The organism is uncultured Moraxella sp. (assembly GCF_945873075.1).
Lineage (GTDB): Bacteria > Pseudomonadota > Gammaproteobacteria > Pseudomonadales > Moraxellaceae > Moraxella.
Genome location: NZ_CAMCBS010000002.1, coordinates 80,202 through 97,552, shown reverse-complemented (window position 1 = coordinate 97,552; position 17,351 = coordinate 80,202). Strand labels below are relative to the sequence as shown.

Below are 17,351 nucleotides of genomic sequence, written 5' to 3'. Positions count from 1 at the left end.
TTCTTACAATCATCGGAAAAAATAGCATGAAAGTATATCTGGTCGGTGGTGCAGTGCGTGATGGGCTGCTTGGACTACCTGTTAAGGACAAGGACTTTATGGTCGTAGGCACGGATACTGCCACCATGCTCGCTCATGGCTTTAGCCAAGTCGGTGCGGATTTTCCGGTATTTTTGCACCCTGATACGCACGCCGAATACGCACTTGCCCGCCTTGAGCGCAAAGTCGGCACAGGGCACACTGCCTTTAGCGTGCAGTCAAGCCCTGATGTCAGCCTAGCCGATGACTTATTACGCAGAGATTTGACCATCAATGCACTTGCCATCGAAGTGACAGGCTTATTTGATGACACACCAATCACAGGCGAAGTGATGGATTATTATGGCGGGCTCGATGATTTGCACGCCAAAGTGCTACGCCATGTCAGCCCCGCCTTTAGCGAAGACCCCTTGCGTGTGCTACGAGTGGCTCGCTTTTATGCCCGCTTTGCCCCGCTTGGCTTTGTCATCCATGATGACACGCAGGCACTCATGCAAAGTATCGCCGCCCAAGGCGAATTATCACATCTAAGCCGTGAACGCATTTGGCAAGAGACAGCTCGGGCGATTGCCGAACCACATGGTTATCATTATATCGACTGCTTGCACCGACTTGGGATTTTGGCGCATCTATTACCGACACTTGCCGAGCGATTGGCAAATTATGACACATATCAAGCGATGATGACAAGATTGCAAAACGCTTGCCGAGCAAATAGTCCGCTTGCCACTCGCCTAGCGATGCTGTTTTCGGTATTTGGCGATGACATCAATGGGCTTAATGACTGCCTAACACGGCTCAATGTCCCAAAAGCCATCGGTCAGTTTATCCATGCGTTTATTCATTATCGTGCGACACTACTTGCCCTGCCAAATATCACCGCCGAGCAGCTACTCACCGTGATTGAGCATACCAAAGCTCATAAAGATGATACACTACTGATGTCGCTGTATGATGCTTGTGAAATTTATCAAAATAAATCAATGCCTTATCCAAAGGCATGGCTAGCTGATGCCATCAGTCGCTATCAGTCTATTGGTATGGCAAATATAGACAGCACACTTACTGGCAAAGCCATTGGCGATGAGCTGACACGCCTACGCACACAGGCACTGTATGGACTGATTGGTAATTTTCAGATGGCAAATGCGTTGACAATTTTTTATATTTTAAATTAGTGTTTATCAATTATGAACAAAACCGCACTCATCACAGGTGCTGCCAAGCGAATTGGCAAAGCCATCGCCACCACCTTACACGCCGATGGCTACGATGTCATCATCCACTATCATCACAGCCATGATGACGCTTGCGCCTTGGCAGATAGACTGAACGCCATTCGTCCCAATTCTGCCAAGACCATCAGCGCAAGCTTGGATGTCGTCAATGACAGTCAGCTGCTTGATGAGTTTACAGAACAAGTGCTGTCCTGCTTTGGCAGACTGGATGTCTTGGTGCATAATGCGTCGAGCTTTTATGCCACGCCATTTGATGGCACGCACGAGACGATGATGGCGCATTGGCAGGATTTGATGCTGACCAATGCCAAAGCACCGCTACTACTGACACACGCATTCGCCAAAGAACTTAAACAAAATCAAGGCAGTATCCTAAGCCTGCTTGACATTCATGCCGATGCCAAGCCCTTTGTCGGTTATCCGATTTATAATATGGCAAAGGCGGGGCATCGCATGATGGTACAGAGCTTGGCACTTGAGCTTGCGCCTGATATCCGCATCAATGGCGTCGCCCCTGGGGTGAATATCTTTCCTAATGACGACCAAAATCCCGAGCTAAACAGCCAAACCCAAGCCATCTTGACAGACTCTGTGCCGCTCAAATGCATCGGCACACCCGATGACATTGCTAGTGCTGTGCTGTTTATGATCAATAGCCGCTATATCACAGGGCAAATCTTGGCAGTGGATGGCGGTCGTGGGCTGACCTTAAAGGGCGGGTGATGGATAAAAAAAGCACATTGGGATAATTTTTCATCAATTTTTACAAAATAATTTGCCAAAATTGGTGAAAATTGAACAAATTACCAAAAAACTTGCTGACAAATCACTTTTTTTGGGCTAAAATTCACAAGAACTTACATGGGTATTGATTTTTGTTACAAACTAGCAATTTTGATACCCATTTTTTCAACCCTACTTTTTTTAATTCTTGGAGCAGATAGCCTAATCGAACCAAATTCAAACGATTGCGTTTGATACGATGAAGCTTAGTTCTCTTTTGTGTTGGCTGCATTTTGCACACTTAAAAGGAATACCATCGTTGAATACTTCACCTACCCCGAATGTCGCTCGCCTGCAGCGAAACCTTGGTCTTTGGCATGTCATCATCATCGGTCTTGCCTATATCCAACCAATGACCCTACTTGATACCTTTGGTCAAGTCTCGCAAGAAAGTTTTGGACATGTACCAATGTCCTACTTTTTCGCCCTAATTGCCATTTTGCTGACATCTCTCAGTTATGGTCATATGATTCGCGCATATCCATCTTCAGGTTCTGCTTATACTTATACCCAAAAATCCATCAACCCAAGCATGGGCTTTATGGTGGGCTGGTCAAGCTGGCTTGACTATCTGCTATCGCCAATGGTCAATATCATCCTTGCGGTGCTATACCTAGAAGCACTATTCCCATCAGTAAACCACTGGGTGTGGGTGATTGGTTTGACGGCATTAATGACAGGTGTAAACCTATTTGGTTCAAAAGTGGTAGCGTATTTCAATAGTTGGATTGTATTCATCCAAATTGCCATCATTGCTATTTTTGTGTTCATGACATTCCAACATCTTCAAGGTGGCGTCAATGCTGATGGTACAATCGATCCGACCAACGCCTACCAATTATGGAGCCTAACTCCTTTTTGGAATGATACCACATCTATCACAGCTGTAATTACAGGTGCAACCATCCTATGTTTCTCATTTACAGGCTTTGACTCATTATCAAGCTTGGCTGAAGAAACTAAAGATGTTAAAAATACTCTACCAAAAGCAATGTTCCTCACCTCGCTAATCGCTGGTATTATCTTTATTGTAAGTACCTATTTTATGCAGCTGTATTTTCCAAATGAAGCTGTTGGCTACTTCAAAGAAGCTGTTGAAGAAGGTACGCAACCATCAATTCTTTTGGCAGTTGGCGGTGCAGTATTCCAAGGTTGGGTATTGGGCTTTGCGATTGTTACCGTAATGGCATCAGGTATCTCAGCACACGCTGGCGTATCTCGTCTGATGTATGTGATGGGTCGTGATGGCGTAATCAGCAACAAGATTTTTGGTCAAATCCACCCTAAACTTCGCACACCAGTAAATAACATCTTAATTGCAGGCGCTGTAGCATTAACAGCAGGTTTTATCAATCTTGACACTGTCGTCAACCTAATCAGCTTTGGTGCATTGACTGCATTTAGCTTTGTTAATATTTCGGTACTTTTCCATTATGTATTCCGCAATAAGCTTGTTAAAAACGGAAAGGATGTATTTAATTACATTATTGTTCCCGTACTTGGCTTTATTAGCGTATTCTTAATGTGGTTAGAAGTTGATGGCTTGACTCTTAAAGTTGGTCTATTCTGGGCAGCACTTGGCTTTATCTGGCTAGGTATCAAGACTCGTGGCTTTAAAGCACCAGTACCACAATATAAAGAAGAAGATGTATAATCTTTGATTATATACACAAAATATCCCCGATGCTTGTCGGGGATATTTTTTTCACACCTTAAACAGTCAAAAAAACTGTCAAACGCTCATCTAAATACTCATCTCCACCCGAGCACCAATCGCATCGGCGATTTCTTCGATGTCCACTTCTTCATTTAGCTCGGTGCTAAACTGCGCATTTTGTAAATCCTGCTCAGCGCTATCGACTTTTGGGTATAAGCGTGGCAAATCAAGCATCTGCTTCACCAGTGCTTGCTTAAGCGTGTCTCGGCGACCAAGATACCGCTGATAAAAGGTGGAATTAAGTAAACTCGCCCCACCTTGCCCGACCGAATAAATCGTCGCCAGATAGTCTCTCGTGGTCATGCCGCTATTTTGTTCTGCCAAATAAGTCTCAGCAATATTCGATAGCCGAGCCAATCGTTCACGGCGCACTTGATACAATTCGCCAAACAGTTTATTTAGACCCACAGCCGTTGATGATAGCCGCTCTTCGATATGATTAAATAAAATCGCACGATGCGGTAAGTTTAGCAGTTGTAGCACCAATCGAGCCACGCCCGCCCCTGCGCCATCATTGACATCATTCATCAAAAATTTGCGTTTTTCAAAATCAATCAAGATACGCATCAATAGCTCATCTTTGCTTGAAAAATGCTTATACAGCGTTCCTTTGGCCAGATCAAGCTGCATCGCTAGGCTGTCTAGCGTCAAATCACCTTCACCAGAATCAAGCAACAACTGCTCTGCAGTTTCCAAAATCCGTGCCTCACGAAGATTGTACAACTCCTTGCGGTTGGACATAGTTCATTCCTCAAAAACTCAACCAGCAAATTATAGCAAACCAAGCTTGTCTTGACATCAATTTTTAATTATCAACATGCGCTTATTTTACAAATATTTTCTAATGCCAAATAATGCTGAGATCTATATGACCAAGTTATTCTACTGTACGATACTGTAACAAAGTTACAATTTCTCCCATAAATTTATGTGAATAATTGTTCACTTTTTATAGGAAGTATGATAGCATAATAAAAGGCGGTCACTGCGTACAAACCTTTGTCACACCAAGCTTTGTGCAGTGTCATTGATAGGCTATTGATGGCATTTTGCCAAAATATTTGGAATACTGATCGCTGTTTTTGCAAACTTTTTGGAGAAAGCATTAAGTTTGTCGCCCAATTTTATAGGTAACCTTCGTTTATGAGTATCGAACGCAATCCTGAAGCCTTTAAAAATGCGCCCATCAACTGGGTGCCTGCCATCGTGCTTTTATCTACGCCACTACTGGCAATCATCCTAGTGCCTTGGTATCTATGGACACACGGGGTCAATCCTGCTGTTTGGACGGCTTTTGCCATCTTTATGGCGTGGACGGGACTATCCATCACCGCAGGCTATCACCGCCTATGGGCGCATAAGGCGTATGAAGCCCACCCGATTGTCAAATATTTCTTATTGCTTGGGGCGACCTTAGCTGTCCAAAGCTCTGCCTTTGACTGGTGCTCAGGTCATCGCACGCACCATCGCCATGTCGATGATGAATATGAAGATCCGTATTCGGCTCGCCGTGGTTTTTGGTTCAGCCATATGGACTGGATGCTGCACAAATACCCAAGCGGTCAGTATGATTATAAAAATATCCCTGATCTCAAAAAAGACAAACTACTTACCCTTCAGCACAACTACTACGGCTTTTGGGTTGTTGCGACAAACTTAGTCGTCGTCGGTATCGCAGGTCTGATCACTGGTGATATGCTAGGGACATTTTTGATCGCAGGTCTATTGCGTCTTGTGCTGACACATCACTTTACCTTCTTTATCAACTCGCTTTGCCACATGATTGGCACTCGCCCTTATACTGATACCAATACCGCGCGTGATAATGGCGTGTTGGCGATTTTTACTTGGGGTGAAGGTTATCACAACTACCATCATTATTTCCAATATGACTATCGTAACGGCGTCAAATGGTGGCAATACGACCCAACCAAATGGTTTATCGCTATTTTGTCAAAAATCGGTCTCGCATCAGACTTGAAGCGTGTCGATAATCTGACCATCAAGCACGCCGAAGTCACCATGCAGTTTAAGCGTGCCCAAGAGCGAATCGTAAACGGTGGTGAGCCAAGCCTGGATGAGCGTTTGATGGCATTCAAAGAGCGTATCAGTGCTGAATATGACGAATTTACCAAAACCGTCGAAGAATGGCACGCCCTAAAAGCTCAAGCTATTGAGCTAAAACGAGCAGAATTTGCCAATCGCCTACAAGAAGCTGATGACAAGCTCAAAGCGCAGTTTGCCGAAGTCGAAGCCAAAATCCTAGCGCACAGCGAACGTATCGAAAAGGCATTTTTACAACTTAAAGGTAAAACCGCCAAAGCCTAAGCTTTAGCAACACTTTTTCTCCACCCTTTATCCGACGCTTGGATAAAGGGTTTTTCTTTTTTTATCGCATTATCACACTTAGCCAAAGTGTGCTACACTGTCTAAACCATTTATCACCACCCTTAAGATGCCATGAAATTTATCACCGACTATCATAAACATGACGAACGCCTGTACCGCCATATCAATCCTATGCCACTTGATACGCCTAAGCTAGGTGCGATAAATCGTGGATTGATTGATAAACTTGGACTTGGCAATCTTAGCGATAACGACTGGCAAGATGTCATCAGTGGGCGACTGACGCCACTGGCAAGCCAAAGTCCGCATGGGTTACAGCCGATTGCAATGGCATATGCAGGGCATCAGTTTGGGCAGTGGGCAGGTCAGCTTGGTGATGGGCGTGGCTTATTAATCGCACAGCTGATGGATGATGATGGACGACTGACAGATTTGCACCTAAAAGGCGCAGGACGCACGCCCTACTCTCGGCATGGCGATGGGCGAGCGATGATTGCTAGTACTATCCGTGAATATCTGTGCGGTCATGCGCTGAATTGTCTTGGTATCGACTCATCGGATGCGATTGGCTTTGTGGTGTCGGACACACCCATTCAACGCTATCAGATGGAGCGAGCCGCTGCACTACTGCGTGTCAGTGACTGTCATGTCAGACTGGGGCATATCGAATGGGTGGCGATGTATGCATCAGATTATTTATCAGGATTTATCACTCATATTTGCCAAAGTTATTATCCATCACTATACGATAGCACGGCAGGTACGGCAGATATGCCTGCACTGATAAAGCAAATTGCCATCAATACCGCATGCATGATTGCCAAGTGGCAACTGGTCGGCTTTAGTCATGGGGTGATGAATACGGACAATCTGAACATCACAGGTACGACGCTTGACTTTGGGCCCTTTGGATTTATGGAAAGCTTTAACCCTGCTTGGATTAATAACCACTCCGACCACACAGGCAGATACACTTACCAAAATCAGCCGATGATTGGCTATTGGAATTTGGCAACGGTGTTCAAAAATTTACAGCGTATCGGCGTGACACCGACCGCCATTGATGATGCGCTAGATAGCTATGAACAAGCGCTACAAGAGACTTATCATGATGGACTTGCGCATAAGCTTGGCTTTGCCAACGCAAGTGATGAGACGACGGCGCTTGGCTATGAACTGCTTGATTTGATGAAAACTTATCAGCTGGATTATACCAATACCTTTCGTGCATTGATTGCGGTGGCGGATGATACAGTGGATAATACGGCAAATAAAATGTACAGCGATACTGCCGATACGCACGAACGCCGACTGCTTGGCACACTCACTCGTGGCCTACCGCACAAGGCGCTAGACACTTGGCAAGCATGGGTAGCACGCTTTACTCATCTTATCCAAGCCGAAAACGACACTCAAGCGGTGATACAGCGACTGACAACGCACAACCCCGTCTATGTGCTACGCAACCACATGGCACACACCGCCATCACGCATGCCCTAACAGATGATTTTGGTGAAGTGCAGCGCTTATTTGAGATACTCAGCACCCCTTATCAAGTCAATCCCAAAGCAGTCGCCAATGACATCACGCCTGCCTTAGCCGACCAACAAATCGCCGTCAGCTGTCTATCCTAACAATCTTGCACCAAATGCACAGACAGGCGGATAATCCCTTTATGCCAATCGGGATTTTTGGTAAAATAGCACAAATTTTGGGCAAAGCGACAAAAAGGCTCTGCCAATCGGTCTAAGAGAGTGCCATGTTAAGCATTTATTTATTAATTCCGCTCAGTCTCATGCTATTTGTGGTGGCGATTTGGGCGATTTATTATGCGGTCAAGTCCAATCAGTTTGAAGATTTGGACAATGCCCCCGAGCAAATCATCCTGGATGACCGCCAAGCACGCCGAAAAATCCAACAATCAAAACATAAATAAGGCATCGTATGACTTTTGCACTGATTTTTGCTGCGCTAAGCATGGGTTTGCTTGGTTCGCCACATTGTCTTGGGATGTGTGGCGGTATCGTGGCGGCGTTTAGCCTGTCGATGAAAGCACACAGTCCCACCAAAAAACTGCTACTCATGGCGTGCTATCATATCGGACGCTTGGGCAGTTATGTACTGCTTGGGCTTGTGGCGGCGACCGTTGGTAAGCATATTTTTGCGCCATTGATGGCAAATGGCAATCTGCCAAAATATCTGCTCGGCGGTGCGCTTATCTTTGCAGGCTTGTTGATGTTTGGCTTGCCGGTGCTTAATAAGCTTGAAAAAGCAGGCTTGGGTTTATGGAACGCACTTGCTCCAATTCGCAGTAAGGTGCTACCGATGGATACCGTGCCAAAGGCGGTGTTTGCAGGCTTGTTGTGGGGATTTTTGCCTTGCGGTCTGGTGTATGGGGCGCTTGGTGTGGCACTAGGACTAGCAAGCGATGACCAATTTGGTCTGTCGGCAGCAGGGTTTATGGTGTTTTTTTGGCTTGGGACTTTGCCGATGCTCCTTGCAACAGGTTCGCTGATTACTTGGCTAAAATCCAAAATCACCACCTTGCATCTGCGTAAATTTAGCGGTGCTATCATGATTATCTCAGGGCTTGCCATTGCCTTTAGTATGCCACTCATGCACAAGCTTCACGGCAATCATGGCGACCACAGCAACCACAGTGCACACGCCAATCACAGCGACCATAGCACGCACGATACAGCAAGTGCAGATGGCAATCACACCGCCCACTCAGCGCATACAGACCACACACAGCATCAGCCTGCCAATCCATCCACCGACGCCAAGCCTGATGCACACGCCACTCATACTGACCCCACTCATACCGACCACAGTCAGCACACACATCATTAATCAAAATTAAACACCCCAATTGGCTAACAATGCTAACAATTGGGGTGTTTTTTTACTAAAGTTTGCAATTTTTTGCCAATCACAGCTTATCGCTTATCCGACATATCATATTTTTCGATATCAATCGTGCCAAGAGCTGCTATACCTGTCGAAAATTCAAGACATTTATAATCTTCTGGGGTTTGGTCATCCATATTGATATTTTTCTTGTGAACAACCGTGCCATTGGTATAAATCACATCACCCATCTTAAAGGTAAACTGCTTAGGCGGTCTATCTTTATTGGTCATGGTCAAGGTTTTATCCTGCTCATTCCACTGAATAGCATCTTTTGGAAATTCAGGAAATGCAGCAGCCAGTTTGCCATGTTGGTTTAGTAGATACAGACAACCATCTTGCCAATAAAATTCTCTAGATGTTGTCATTAGTGTTTGACCTTCATGAATTGGGTCAATCCAATAATACATAATATGTGTTTTAACTGGATTGACTGTCTGTGCGATAGGTTCGATAGTCCGTTGCTGTGCTTGAACAGTTGGCTGCGTGGTTGTGCATCCAATAGTGAATAGTGCTAGAGTCAGTGGTAAGAGCATTTTCATCATCATTCCTTGATAAGCTTAAATTTTAAAGTTTTTCAATACTTACTGTACCGATATTTGCCATACCATCTGGCGATAAACATTTTCTATCCTGCTCATCTGTATTGGCAATTTTTTCTGCCGTATAAGCAGAATAATAGCCATTGGTAAGAATCACGTCACCCATGTAAAATTCCACAGTTTCAGATAAATTATTGGCGTTTTTAAGTGTTAAAGTGCGGCGCTGCTCATGCCACACAACGCTGTCTTTGGGCAGTTCTGGGAATTGGGCGGTGAATTTCTTGCCATTTTGCAATAGATAAATGCAACCATTTTCCCAATAAAACTCACCTGATACCACACCAAGCATTTGCACAGGATTTTTTGGATGCACCCAATAATACAAAATCTGTGTCTGGGTAGATTCTGTGGTTGATTGACCTACTTGAACGGTCGGCTGTGTGGTAGTACAGCCGACGGTGAATAGTGCTAGAGTCAGTGGTAAGAGTTGTTTCATCATCATTCCTTGATAAGCAAATCCATCCGATTGATACACCTTAGCATATACGATAAGCATTCATCAAGCAAGCGTTTATAAGATGATTTTGTTACTTTATACCCATAAAAATACCCCGAACATCACATTCGGGGTATTAACAATCAATCAGCCATCAGCTGACTGCATTTAGGCATCAAGCAGTGCCTGCGCCGCCGCCAAATCCAGCGTCCCTTCATAAATCGCACGCCCTGTGATCGCACCGAGTAGATGCTCGCTGTATGGCTTGAGCACATGGATGTCATCAAGATTGGTCACGCCCCCTGATGCAATCACCGGCAGACCGCTAAAGCGAGCTAACTCCACCGTCTGCTCGATATTCACGCCCTGCATCATGCCATCTTTGGCGATGTCGGTATAGACGATGCTTGACACGCCCGCATCAGCAAATCGCTTGGCAAGCTCGGTCGCCTTGACATCGGTGACATTCGCCCAGCCATGCGTCGCCACCATGCCATCTTTGGCGTCGATACCGACGATGATATGCCCTGCAAACTCACGGCAGGCAAGCTCCACAAATTCAGGCTCTTCGACCGCCTTTGTGCCGATGATGATATAGGTCAGCCCTGCGTCTAGATAATGCTCAATCGTGCTAAGACTACGCACACCGCCGCCCAGCTGAATCGGCAAATTCGGATGCGCTTTGGCAATTGCTGTCACCACATCTTTGTGCACAGGCATGCCATCAAATGCACCGTTTAAATCCACCAAATGCAGACGGCGTGCGCCTTGAGCTACCCATTGGCTCGCCATCGCCACAGGGTCATCGCTAAATACGGTGTCATCGTCCATTCTACCTTGCTTTAGGCGGACGCATTTGCCATCTTTTAGGTCGATGGCAGGGATAATCAGCATAGACATAAGTTTTCCTTATTAATGACGGTCTATCAATGGACAGCATTTTAGCAGGTTTTGGGCAATTATCCTAGCATTGCTTACAACAGTTTAAGGCAAAAACTTGCCAATCATCGTCCACATCACTTGTATATACTTATTAGTTTTATAAATATAAATCAGCAAAATCGGGCTTTTTGATGCAGTTTTACCCTATTTTTTGCTATATAATCATTAGTTAAGCCTATAATTTTTCGGCATTTTAGCGTATAATTGAAAGGTTACTTGTGTCAATTGTACTTTTTGGGTAATGTTACAGTAACAAACCTTATATTATTACACATTGACATAAGCCTTTAGACAAAATCAACTTGCAGCTATCTGATAGCCACAAGCTTTGGATGTTTTTAGGGAAATTTGGTAGCCAGCCATTGCAAGCCTTGTTTTGGGCTGTTGCTGTGCTGGTGTGTTTTGGTCTTAATTTAAGTATCCGCTTATGATTACCATCAAAAAAGGCTTGGACTTGCCCATCACAGGTGAGCCATCCAAGCAAATTAGCGAACACACGCCAACTCAAGTTGCACTTGTCGGTTATGACTATATCGGCATGCGTCCAACGATGTTTGTGAAGGAAGGCGATATTGTTGCCAAAGGACAGGTGTTGTTCGAAGATAAAAAGCGTGCGGGTGTCAAATATACCGCCCCTGTGAGCGGTAAAGTGGTCGCCATCAATCGTGGCGAACGCCGTGTATTTGAAAGCCTAGTCATCGCTCGTGATGATAATGCAGCCGCCGAAATCACCTTTAATGGCTATAATTCAGAAGATTTGAGCCTGCTTGACCGTGCCACTGTGGTTGAACAGCTGGTCGCATCAGGCGAATGGACAGCACTTCGCACTCGTCCGTTTAGCCGCTCACCTGAAATTGATAGCACACCTGACGCCATCTTTGTCACCGCAACCGACACCAACCCATTGGCGGTTGATCCTGCGGTGGTATTATTTGAAGAAATCGCTTCTTTTAATGATGGCTTGGCAGTTTTATCAACGCTCTCACCAAAGACCTATGTCTGTCATGGTGATGTCGCCCCTGAGAAAGTAAGCAAAACCGCAGAAGGTAACGAAACCATCTATCAAGGTTTCACCGGTGTGCATCCAGCAGGTAACGCAGGCACGCACATTCACTTTTTGCGCCCATTGGGTCGTGGTACGACAGTTTGGACGATCAATTACCAAGACGTCATCGCCATCGGCAAGCTATTTACTACCGGTAAAATCCACACCGATCGCCTAATCAGTCTGGCAGGCCCTGTGGTCAAAAACCCACGTCTAATCCGCACCACTCGTGGTGCTGACCTGCTTGAGCTGACTCGTGACGAGCTAAACGGTGATGACAACCGTATCATCTCAGGCTCTGTACTATCAGGTCGCAAGGCAACTGACGCTGTGGCGTTCTTGGGTCGTTTCCACAACCAAGTCTCAGCACTGGCTGAAGGTCGTGAACGCCCTGCGATGCACTTTTTTGCTCTAGGTAGCAACCGTTTCTCAAAATTGCCAATCTATATCTCGCAATTTTTCAAAGGCAAAAAATACGCCTTTACGACCAGTACCAACGGCTCACCACGCGCGATGGTGCCAATCGGTCTTTATGAGACTGTCATGCCACAAGACTACCTACCTACTCAGCTACTGCGTGCACTGATTGTCGAAGACATCATCACAGCGGTGGATTTGGGTGCTTTGGAGCTTGACGAAGAAGACTTGGCATTGTGCACCTTTGTATCACCGGGTAAATATGAATTTGGTGATATTTTGCGTGATAACTTGACCCGTATTGAGCAGGAAGGCTAACCATGAAGTTCATTCACAATATCTTTGACCGTATGGAGCCATCATTTGCCAAAGGTGGTAAGTACGAGAAATATTATGCTGTGTTTGAGATGTTTGACACCTTTTTCCGTCAGCCGTCATCTCAGACTTATAGCGCTTCTCATGTGCGTGATGGTATCGACCTTAAGCGTATCATGATTACTGTTTGGCTATGTACTTTCCCTGTGATGTTCTGGGGTATGTACAATGTCGGCTTTCAAGCCCTAACCGCCATCCAACAACTGGGCATCACCCCTGACGGCTGGCGTACCATCATCACCGATATGGCGGGCTACGATCCAAATAGCGTTTGGGCGTGTTTCCTTTATGGCGCGATGCAATTTTTGCCAATTTATGCCGTGACCTTTGCTGTCGGTATCCTATGGGAAATCATCTTTGCCGTCGTGCGTGGCCATGAAGTGAACGAAGGTTTCTTTGTGACTTCGGTGCTATTTGCCCTATCACTACCACCAGATATTCCACTATGGCAAGTGGCGCTAGGCATCAGCTTTGGTGTTGTCGTTGCCAAAGAAGTGTTTGGCGGTACAGGTAAAAACTTCCTAAACCCTGCCCTAGCTGGTCGTGCGTTCCTATACTTTGCTTATCCTGCCTATATGTCAGGTGATGCGATTTGGACAGCGGTCGATGGCTTTAGTGGCGCAACCCCACTTGGCTTGGCAGCACTGGGCGTAACACCTGATAAATTTGTCGATGCCTATGGCAACACCATCACTTGGATGGATGCCTTCCTAGGTAATATGCAAGGCTCTATCGGTGAAGTCTCTACCCTTGCCATCTTGATTGGTATGATTGGTCTGTTGTGGACTCGTATCGCATCATGGCGTGTGATTGCAGGCTCTGTGGTGGGTCTGGTGGTGACTGCGTTCATCTTTAACCTAATCGGCGGCGAAAACCCAATGATGAGCCTACCTGCCCATTGGCATTTGGTCATCGGTGGCTTTATGTTTGGTGCGGTATTTATGGCAACTGACCCTGTGTCAGCAGCACATACCAATACAGGTCGTTGGTGCTATGGTTTACTTATCGGCTTTATGACTGTGGTTATCCGTGTGGTGAACCCTGCATTCCCAGAAGGCATCATGCTTGCCATCTTGTTTGCTAACTTGTTCGCACCACTATTTGACTACTTCGTCACTCAAGCCAACATCAAACGCCAAACTGCACGGAGATTAAGCAATGTCAGCCAAAAATAGTAACGCAAGCACCATCGTCACAGCGTTGGTACTGTGCTTGGTGTGTTCGGTGCTCGTGTCGGCAGTTGCTGTCGGTCTAAAATCTAAGCAACAAGACAATGCGCGCCAAGATTTGAACAAAAACATCCTAATCGCTGCTGGCAAATTCAACCCACAAACCGACTCAACATCGGTGATTGCTGAGCGTTTTGCCAGTTTTGATGTGCGCTATATCAATCTAGAAACCGGTGCTTATGCCACCGATGAAGAGATTGCTGCAGCAGGTCTAGGTGATGTCAATAGCTATGATGTTGCCAAAGCTGCACGCACACCAAATCTATCAACACCACTAGAGAATGACACCGCAGGTATCGGTGGCAAGCCGAAATTTAGCAAAGTTTATCTAGCTAAAGGTGCTGATGGCAATGTTGAAGAACTTGTCCTACCGATTCATGGTGCAGGTCTATGGGGTCAAATCTATGGTCTATTGACCCTAGACAAAGACCTAAATACCATCAAGGGCGTAAACTTCTATCAACACAAAGAAACCCCAGGCTTAGGTTCTCGTATCACCGATGAGCCATGGCGTGCCCTATGGGTGGATAAGCAGCTGTATAATGAAGATGGTTCGATGAAGATGGCTGTCACCAAAGCTGGTACAGCCAAAGAAGGTCAAGTGGATGGCATCAGTGGTGCAACTTTGACCATTCGTGGTGTGAATAATCTGCTGCAATTTTGGATGGGTGAAAATGGCTACAAGCCGTTTTTGGATAACCTAAAAGCCAACAAAGCTGATTCTGGTCAAGGAGCATAATCATGGCTGATACCAAAAGCATCTTAACAACGCCGATTTTTAACAACAACCCGATTGCACTACAAATCTTGGGTATCTGTTCGGCACTTGCGGTAACAACCAGCGTCCCAAACGCTTTGGTGATGTGTATCGCCCTGACCTTGGTTACGGCATTTTCTAGCTTTTTTATCTCAATTATCCGTAACAAAATTCCATCATCGATTCGTATTATCGTCCAGATGGTCGTCATCGCATCGCTGGTTATCGTGGTTGACCAAATTCTACAAGCGTTCGCCTATGAAATCAGTCGCTCGCTATCAGTCTTTGTTGGTCTAATCATCACCAACTGTATCGTTATGGGTCGTGCTGAAGCATTTGCCATGAGCAACCCACCAATCCCAAGCTTCTTAGATGGTATTGGTAACGGTCTTGGTTATTCTGCGGTATTGCTATTTGTTGCAACCGTGCGTGAGATTTTGGGTAATGGTAGCTGGTTTGGCATCCAATTACTCGAAAAAGCCACCGATGGCGGTTGGTACATTCCAAACGGTCTGCTACTGTTGCCACCATCAGCATTCTTTGTGATTGCAGGCTTTATTGCCATTATCCGCATCTGGAAAAAAGATCAACAAGAGCCAGCAGAATATGTGATGAAACCACAATCTAAAGGCATGGGGGGTCACTAATGGGACACTATATTAGCCTATTTATTACATCTGTTTTCATCGAAAACATGGCACTTGCCTTCTTCTTAGGCATGTGTACCTTTATTGCGATTTCAAAGAAAGTCTCAACCGCCATCAGCTTGGGTATTGCAGTGGTTGTGGTGATGGCAATTACCGTGCCACTCAACAACCTACTTTATCAATACCTACTAAAAGATGGTGCATTAGCTTGGGCAGGTTATCCAAATACTGACTTAAGCTTCTTGGGCTTTCTAAGCTATATCGCACTGATCGCTGCTGTGGTACAGATCATGGAGATGTTCCTAGATAAATATGTACCTAGCCTTTATAATGCCCTAGGTGTATTCCTACCATTGATCACCGTAAACTGTGCCATCATGGGTGGCGTACTGTTCATGGTTGAGCGTGATTATAACTTCGGTGAATCGATCGTCTATGGTATCGGCTCAGGTCTTGGTTGGGCGATGGCGATTGCAACTCTAGCCGCCATTCGTGATAAGCTGAAATATTCGGATGTGCCTGGCCCGTTGCGTGGTCTTGGCATCACCTTTATCACTGTTGGCTTGATGTCGCTTGGCTTTATGTCATTCGGCGGCATGTCGCTATAAGCAATTAGGAGAAAAGTATCATGGAATTTGGTACCGCATTTGGCGGCGTTGCCATGTTTACCGTCATTATCATGAGCTTAGTTGCTGTTATTTTGGTGGCACGCTCAAGATTGGTAAACAGTGGCAAAGTTACCATTAATATTAACGACAACCCTGACAACAGCGTCACCACCGAAGCAGGTGGCAAGCTGCTACAAACCCTAGCAAACGAAGGCATTTTCCTATCGTCTGCTTGCGGTGGTGGTGGTACCTGTGGTCAGTGCCGTTGTAAAGTTATCGATGGCGGCGGCGATATTTTGCCGACCGAAGAAGGTCATTTCACCCAAGGCGAAATCCGTGACGGTATGCGTCTGGCGTGTCAGGTTGCTGTTAAGCAAGACATGAAAATTGAGATTGACCCAGAATTTTTTGATGTCAAAAAATGGGAATGTACTGTTATCTCAAATGATAACGTGGCAACCTTTATTAAAGAGCTGACATTGAAGATTCCTGAAGGTGAAGTCGTCCCATTCCGTGCCGGTGGCTATGTACAGTTAGAAGCGCCACCGCACACCGTGCATTACAAGGACTTCGACATCGCCCCTGAATATCACGAAGATTGGGATAATTTCAATCTATGGCGTTATACTTCAACGGTCGATGAGCCTGTGATTCGTGCCTATTCGATGGCAAACTACCCAGAAGAAAAAGGCATCATCAAGTTCAACATCCGTATCGCAAGTCCACCGCCACGCGGCCCTGAAGGTATCCCACCGGGTAAGATGTCATCGTATGTCTTTAGCCTAAAACCGGGTGATAAAATCACCGTATCAGGCCCATATGGTGAATTCTTTGCCAAAGATACCGATGCCGAGATGGTATTCATCGGTGGTGGTGCAGGTATGGCACCGATGCGTTCACACATCTTTGACCAGCTAAAACGCCTAAAATCAAAACGCAAAATCAGCTTTTGGTATGGTGCGCGCTCAAAGCGTGAAATGTTCTATGTCGAAGATTATGACGGATTGGCAGCAGAGTTTGACAACTTTGAATGGCATGTCGCTCTATCTGACCCACAACCAGAAGACAACTGGGAAGGCTACACTGGCTTCATTCACAATGTGCTGTATGAAAACTATCTAAAAGACCATCCAGCACCTGAAGACTGTGAGTTCTATATGTGTGGACCTCCGGTGATGAACGCTGCGGTTATCTCAATGCTTAAATCACTGGGCGTTGAAGATGAAAACATCCTACTGGATGATTTCGGTGGCTAA

Annotated in this window: 17 protein-coding genes; 13 read left to right on the top strand and 4 right to left on the bottom strand. The window is 45.7% G+C overall.

Annotated elements, in window-relative coordinates:
* Window positions 1–26 precede the first annotated feature (26 nt).
* The 3 genes from Q0N89_RS01120 to Q0N89_RS01110 all read left to right on the top strand — a co-directional run bounded on the left by Q0N89_RS01120 (window position 27) and on the right by Q0N89_RS01110 (window position 3,714).
* A complete protein-coding gene (locus Q0N89_RS01120; protein ID WP_294032974.1) occupies window positions 27–1,217 on the top strand; it encodes a tRNA nucleotidyltransferase in 1,191 nt (396 codons plus the stop codon).
* Between the two features lie 12 nt (window positions 1,218–1,229).
* Window positions 1,230–2,000, top strand: a complete 771-nt coding sequence (locus tag Q0N89_RS01115) for a pteridine reductase (protein ID WP_294032973.1) — start codon at window positions 1,230–1,232, stop codon at window positions 1,998–2,000.
* Between the two features lie 319 nt (window positions 2,001–2,319).
* Window positions 2,320–3,714: an APC family permease gene (locus tag Q0N89_RS01110; protein WP_294032972.1), complete on the top strand. Its 1,395-nt coding sequence runs from the start codon at window positions 2,320–2,322 to the stop codon at window positions 3,712–3,714.
* Window positions 3,715–3,804: 90 nt separating this feature from the next.
* Here the strand turns inward: Q0N89_RS01110 and Q0N89_RS01105 are convergent, their stop codons facing one another.
* A complete protein-coding gene (locus Q0N89_RS01105) occupies window positions 3,805–4,518 on the bottom strand; it encodes a TetR/AcrR family transcriptional regulator (protein WP_294032971.1) in 714 nt (237 codons plus the stop codon).
* 402 nt (window positions 4,519–4,920) lie between these two features.
* Here Q0N89_RS01105 and Q0N89_RS01100 point away from each other — a divergent pair, with 402 nt between their 5' ends.
* From Q0N89_RS01100 to Q0N89_RS01085, 4 genes are all read left to right on the top strand, one after another.
* Window positions 4,921–6,105 carry a fatty acid desaturase gene (locus tag Q0N89_RS01100; RefSeq protein ID WP_294032970.1) on the top strand — a complete coding sequence of 395 codons (1,185 nt, stop codon included), beginning with the start codon at window positions 4,921–4,923 and terminating at the stop codon, window positions 6,103–6,105.
* Window positions 6,106–6,237: 132 nt separating this feature from the next.
* The gene (locus Q0N89_RS01095; protein ID WP_294032969.1) at window positions 6,238–7,761 is read left to right on the top strand and encodes a protein adenylyltransferase SelO family protein; all 1,524 of its coding nucleotides are present in this window, start codon (window positions 6,238–6,240) and stop codon (window positions 7,759–7,761) included.
* 125 nt (window positions 7,762–7,886) lie between these two features.
* Window positions 7,887–8,063 carry a cbb3-type cytochrome oxidase assembly protein CcoS gene (ccoS, locus tag Q0N89_RS01090; RefSeq protein WP_078254471.1) on the top strand — a complete coding sequence of 59 codons (177 nt, stop codon included), beginning with the start codon at window positions 7,887–7,889 and terminating at the stop codon, window positions 8,061–8,063.
* Between the two features lie 8 nt (window positions 8,064–8,071).
* Entirely contained in the window at window positions 8,072–8,980 is a 909-nt protein-coding gene (locus Q0N89_RS01085) for a sulfite exporter TauE/SafE family protein (protein WP_294032968.1), read from the top strand.
* An 86-nt stretch (window positions 8,981–9,066) separates the two neighbouring features.
* Here Q0N89_RS01085 and Q0N89_RS01080 read toward each other — a convergent pair whose 3' ends face one another.
* From Q0N89_RS01080 to hisA, 3 genes are all read right to left on the bottom strand, one after another.
* Complete coding sequence (locus Q0N89_RS01080; protein WP_294032967.1) at window positions 9,067–9,579, bottom strand: hypothetical protein; 513 nt, start codon at window positions 9,577–9,579, stop codon at window positions 9,067–9,069.
* Window positions 9,580–9,604: 25 nt separating this feature from the next.
* Window positions 9,605–10,075 (bottom strand): hypothetical protein, encoded by a 471-nt coding sequence (locus Q0N89_RS01075; RefSeq protein ID WP_294032966.1) that lies wholly within the window; start codon window positions 10,073–10,075, stop codon window positions 9,605–9,607.
* Between the two features lie 168 nt (window positions 10,076–10,243).
* Window positions 10,244–10,969 (bottom strand): 1-(5-phosphoribosyl)-5-[(5-phosphoribosylamino)methylideneamino]imidazole-4-carboxamide isomerase, encoded by a 726-nt coding sequence (gene hisA / locus Q0N89_RS01070; RefSeq protein ID WP_294033025.1) that lies wholly within the window; start codon window positions 10,967–10,969, stop codon window positions 10,244–10,246.
* A gap of 475 nt (window positions 10,970–11,444) precedes the next feature.
* Between hisA and Q0N89_RS01065 the strand changes: the two genes are divergently transcribed.
* The 6 genes from Q0N89_RS01065 to nqrF are packed head-to-tail and all read left to right on the top strand — an operon-like array spanning window position 11,445 to window position 17,351.
* Window positions 11,445–12,797, top strand: coding sequence for a Na(+)-translocating NADH-quinone reductase subunit A (locus tag Q0N89_RS01065; protein ID WP_294032965.1), 1,353 nt, complete (start codon window positions 11,445–11,447; stop codon window positions 12,795–12,797).
* Window positions 12,798–12,799: 2 nt separating this feature from the next.
* Window positions 12,800–14,029, top strand: a complete 1,230-nt coding sequence (locus tag Q0N89_RS01060; protein ID WP_294032964.1) for an NADH:ubiquinone reductase (Na(+)-transporting) subunit B — start codon at window positions 12,800–12,802, stop codon at window positions 14,027–14,029.
* Window positions 14,013–14,822, top strand: coding sequence for a Na(+)-translocating NADH-quinone reductase subunit C (locus Q0N89_RS01055; protein WP_294032963.1), 810 nt, complete (start codon window positions 14,013–14,015; stop codon window positions 14,820–14,822). Before Q0N89_RS01060 ends, Q0N89_RS01055 begins: the two co-directional genes overlap by 17 nt.
* A gap of 2 nt (window positions 14,823–14,824) precedes the next feature.
* On the top strand, window positions 14,825–15,487 hold the full coding sequence (locus tag Q0N89_RS01050; RefSeq protein WP_294032962.1) for an NADH:ubiquinone reductase (Na(+)-transporting) subunit D: 663 nt from the start codon (window positions 14,825–14,827) through the stop codon (window positions 15,485–15,487).
* Window positions 15,487–16,095, top strand: a complete 609-nt coding sequence (nqrE, locus tag Q0N89_RS01045) for an NADH:ubiquinone reductase (Na(+)-transporting) subunit E (protein ID WP_294032961.1) — start codon at window positions 15,487–15,489, stop codon at window positions 16,093–16,095. The genes Q0N89_RS01050 and nqrE overlap by 1 nt, the downstream gene beginning before the upstream one ends.
* 20 nt (window positions 16,096–16,115) lie before the next feature.
* Window positions 16,116–17,351, top strand: coding sequence for an NADH:ubiquinone reductase (Na(+)-transporting) subunit F (nqrF, locus tag Q0N89_RS01040; protein WP_294032960.1), 1,236 nt, complete (start codon window positions 16,116–16,118; stop codon window positions 17,349–17,351).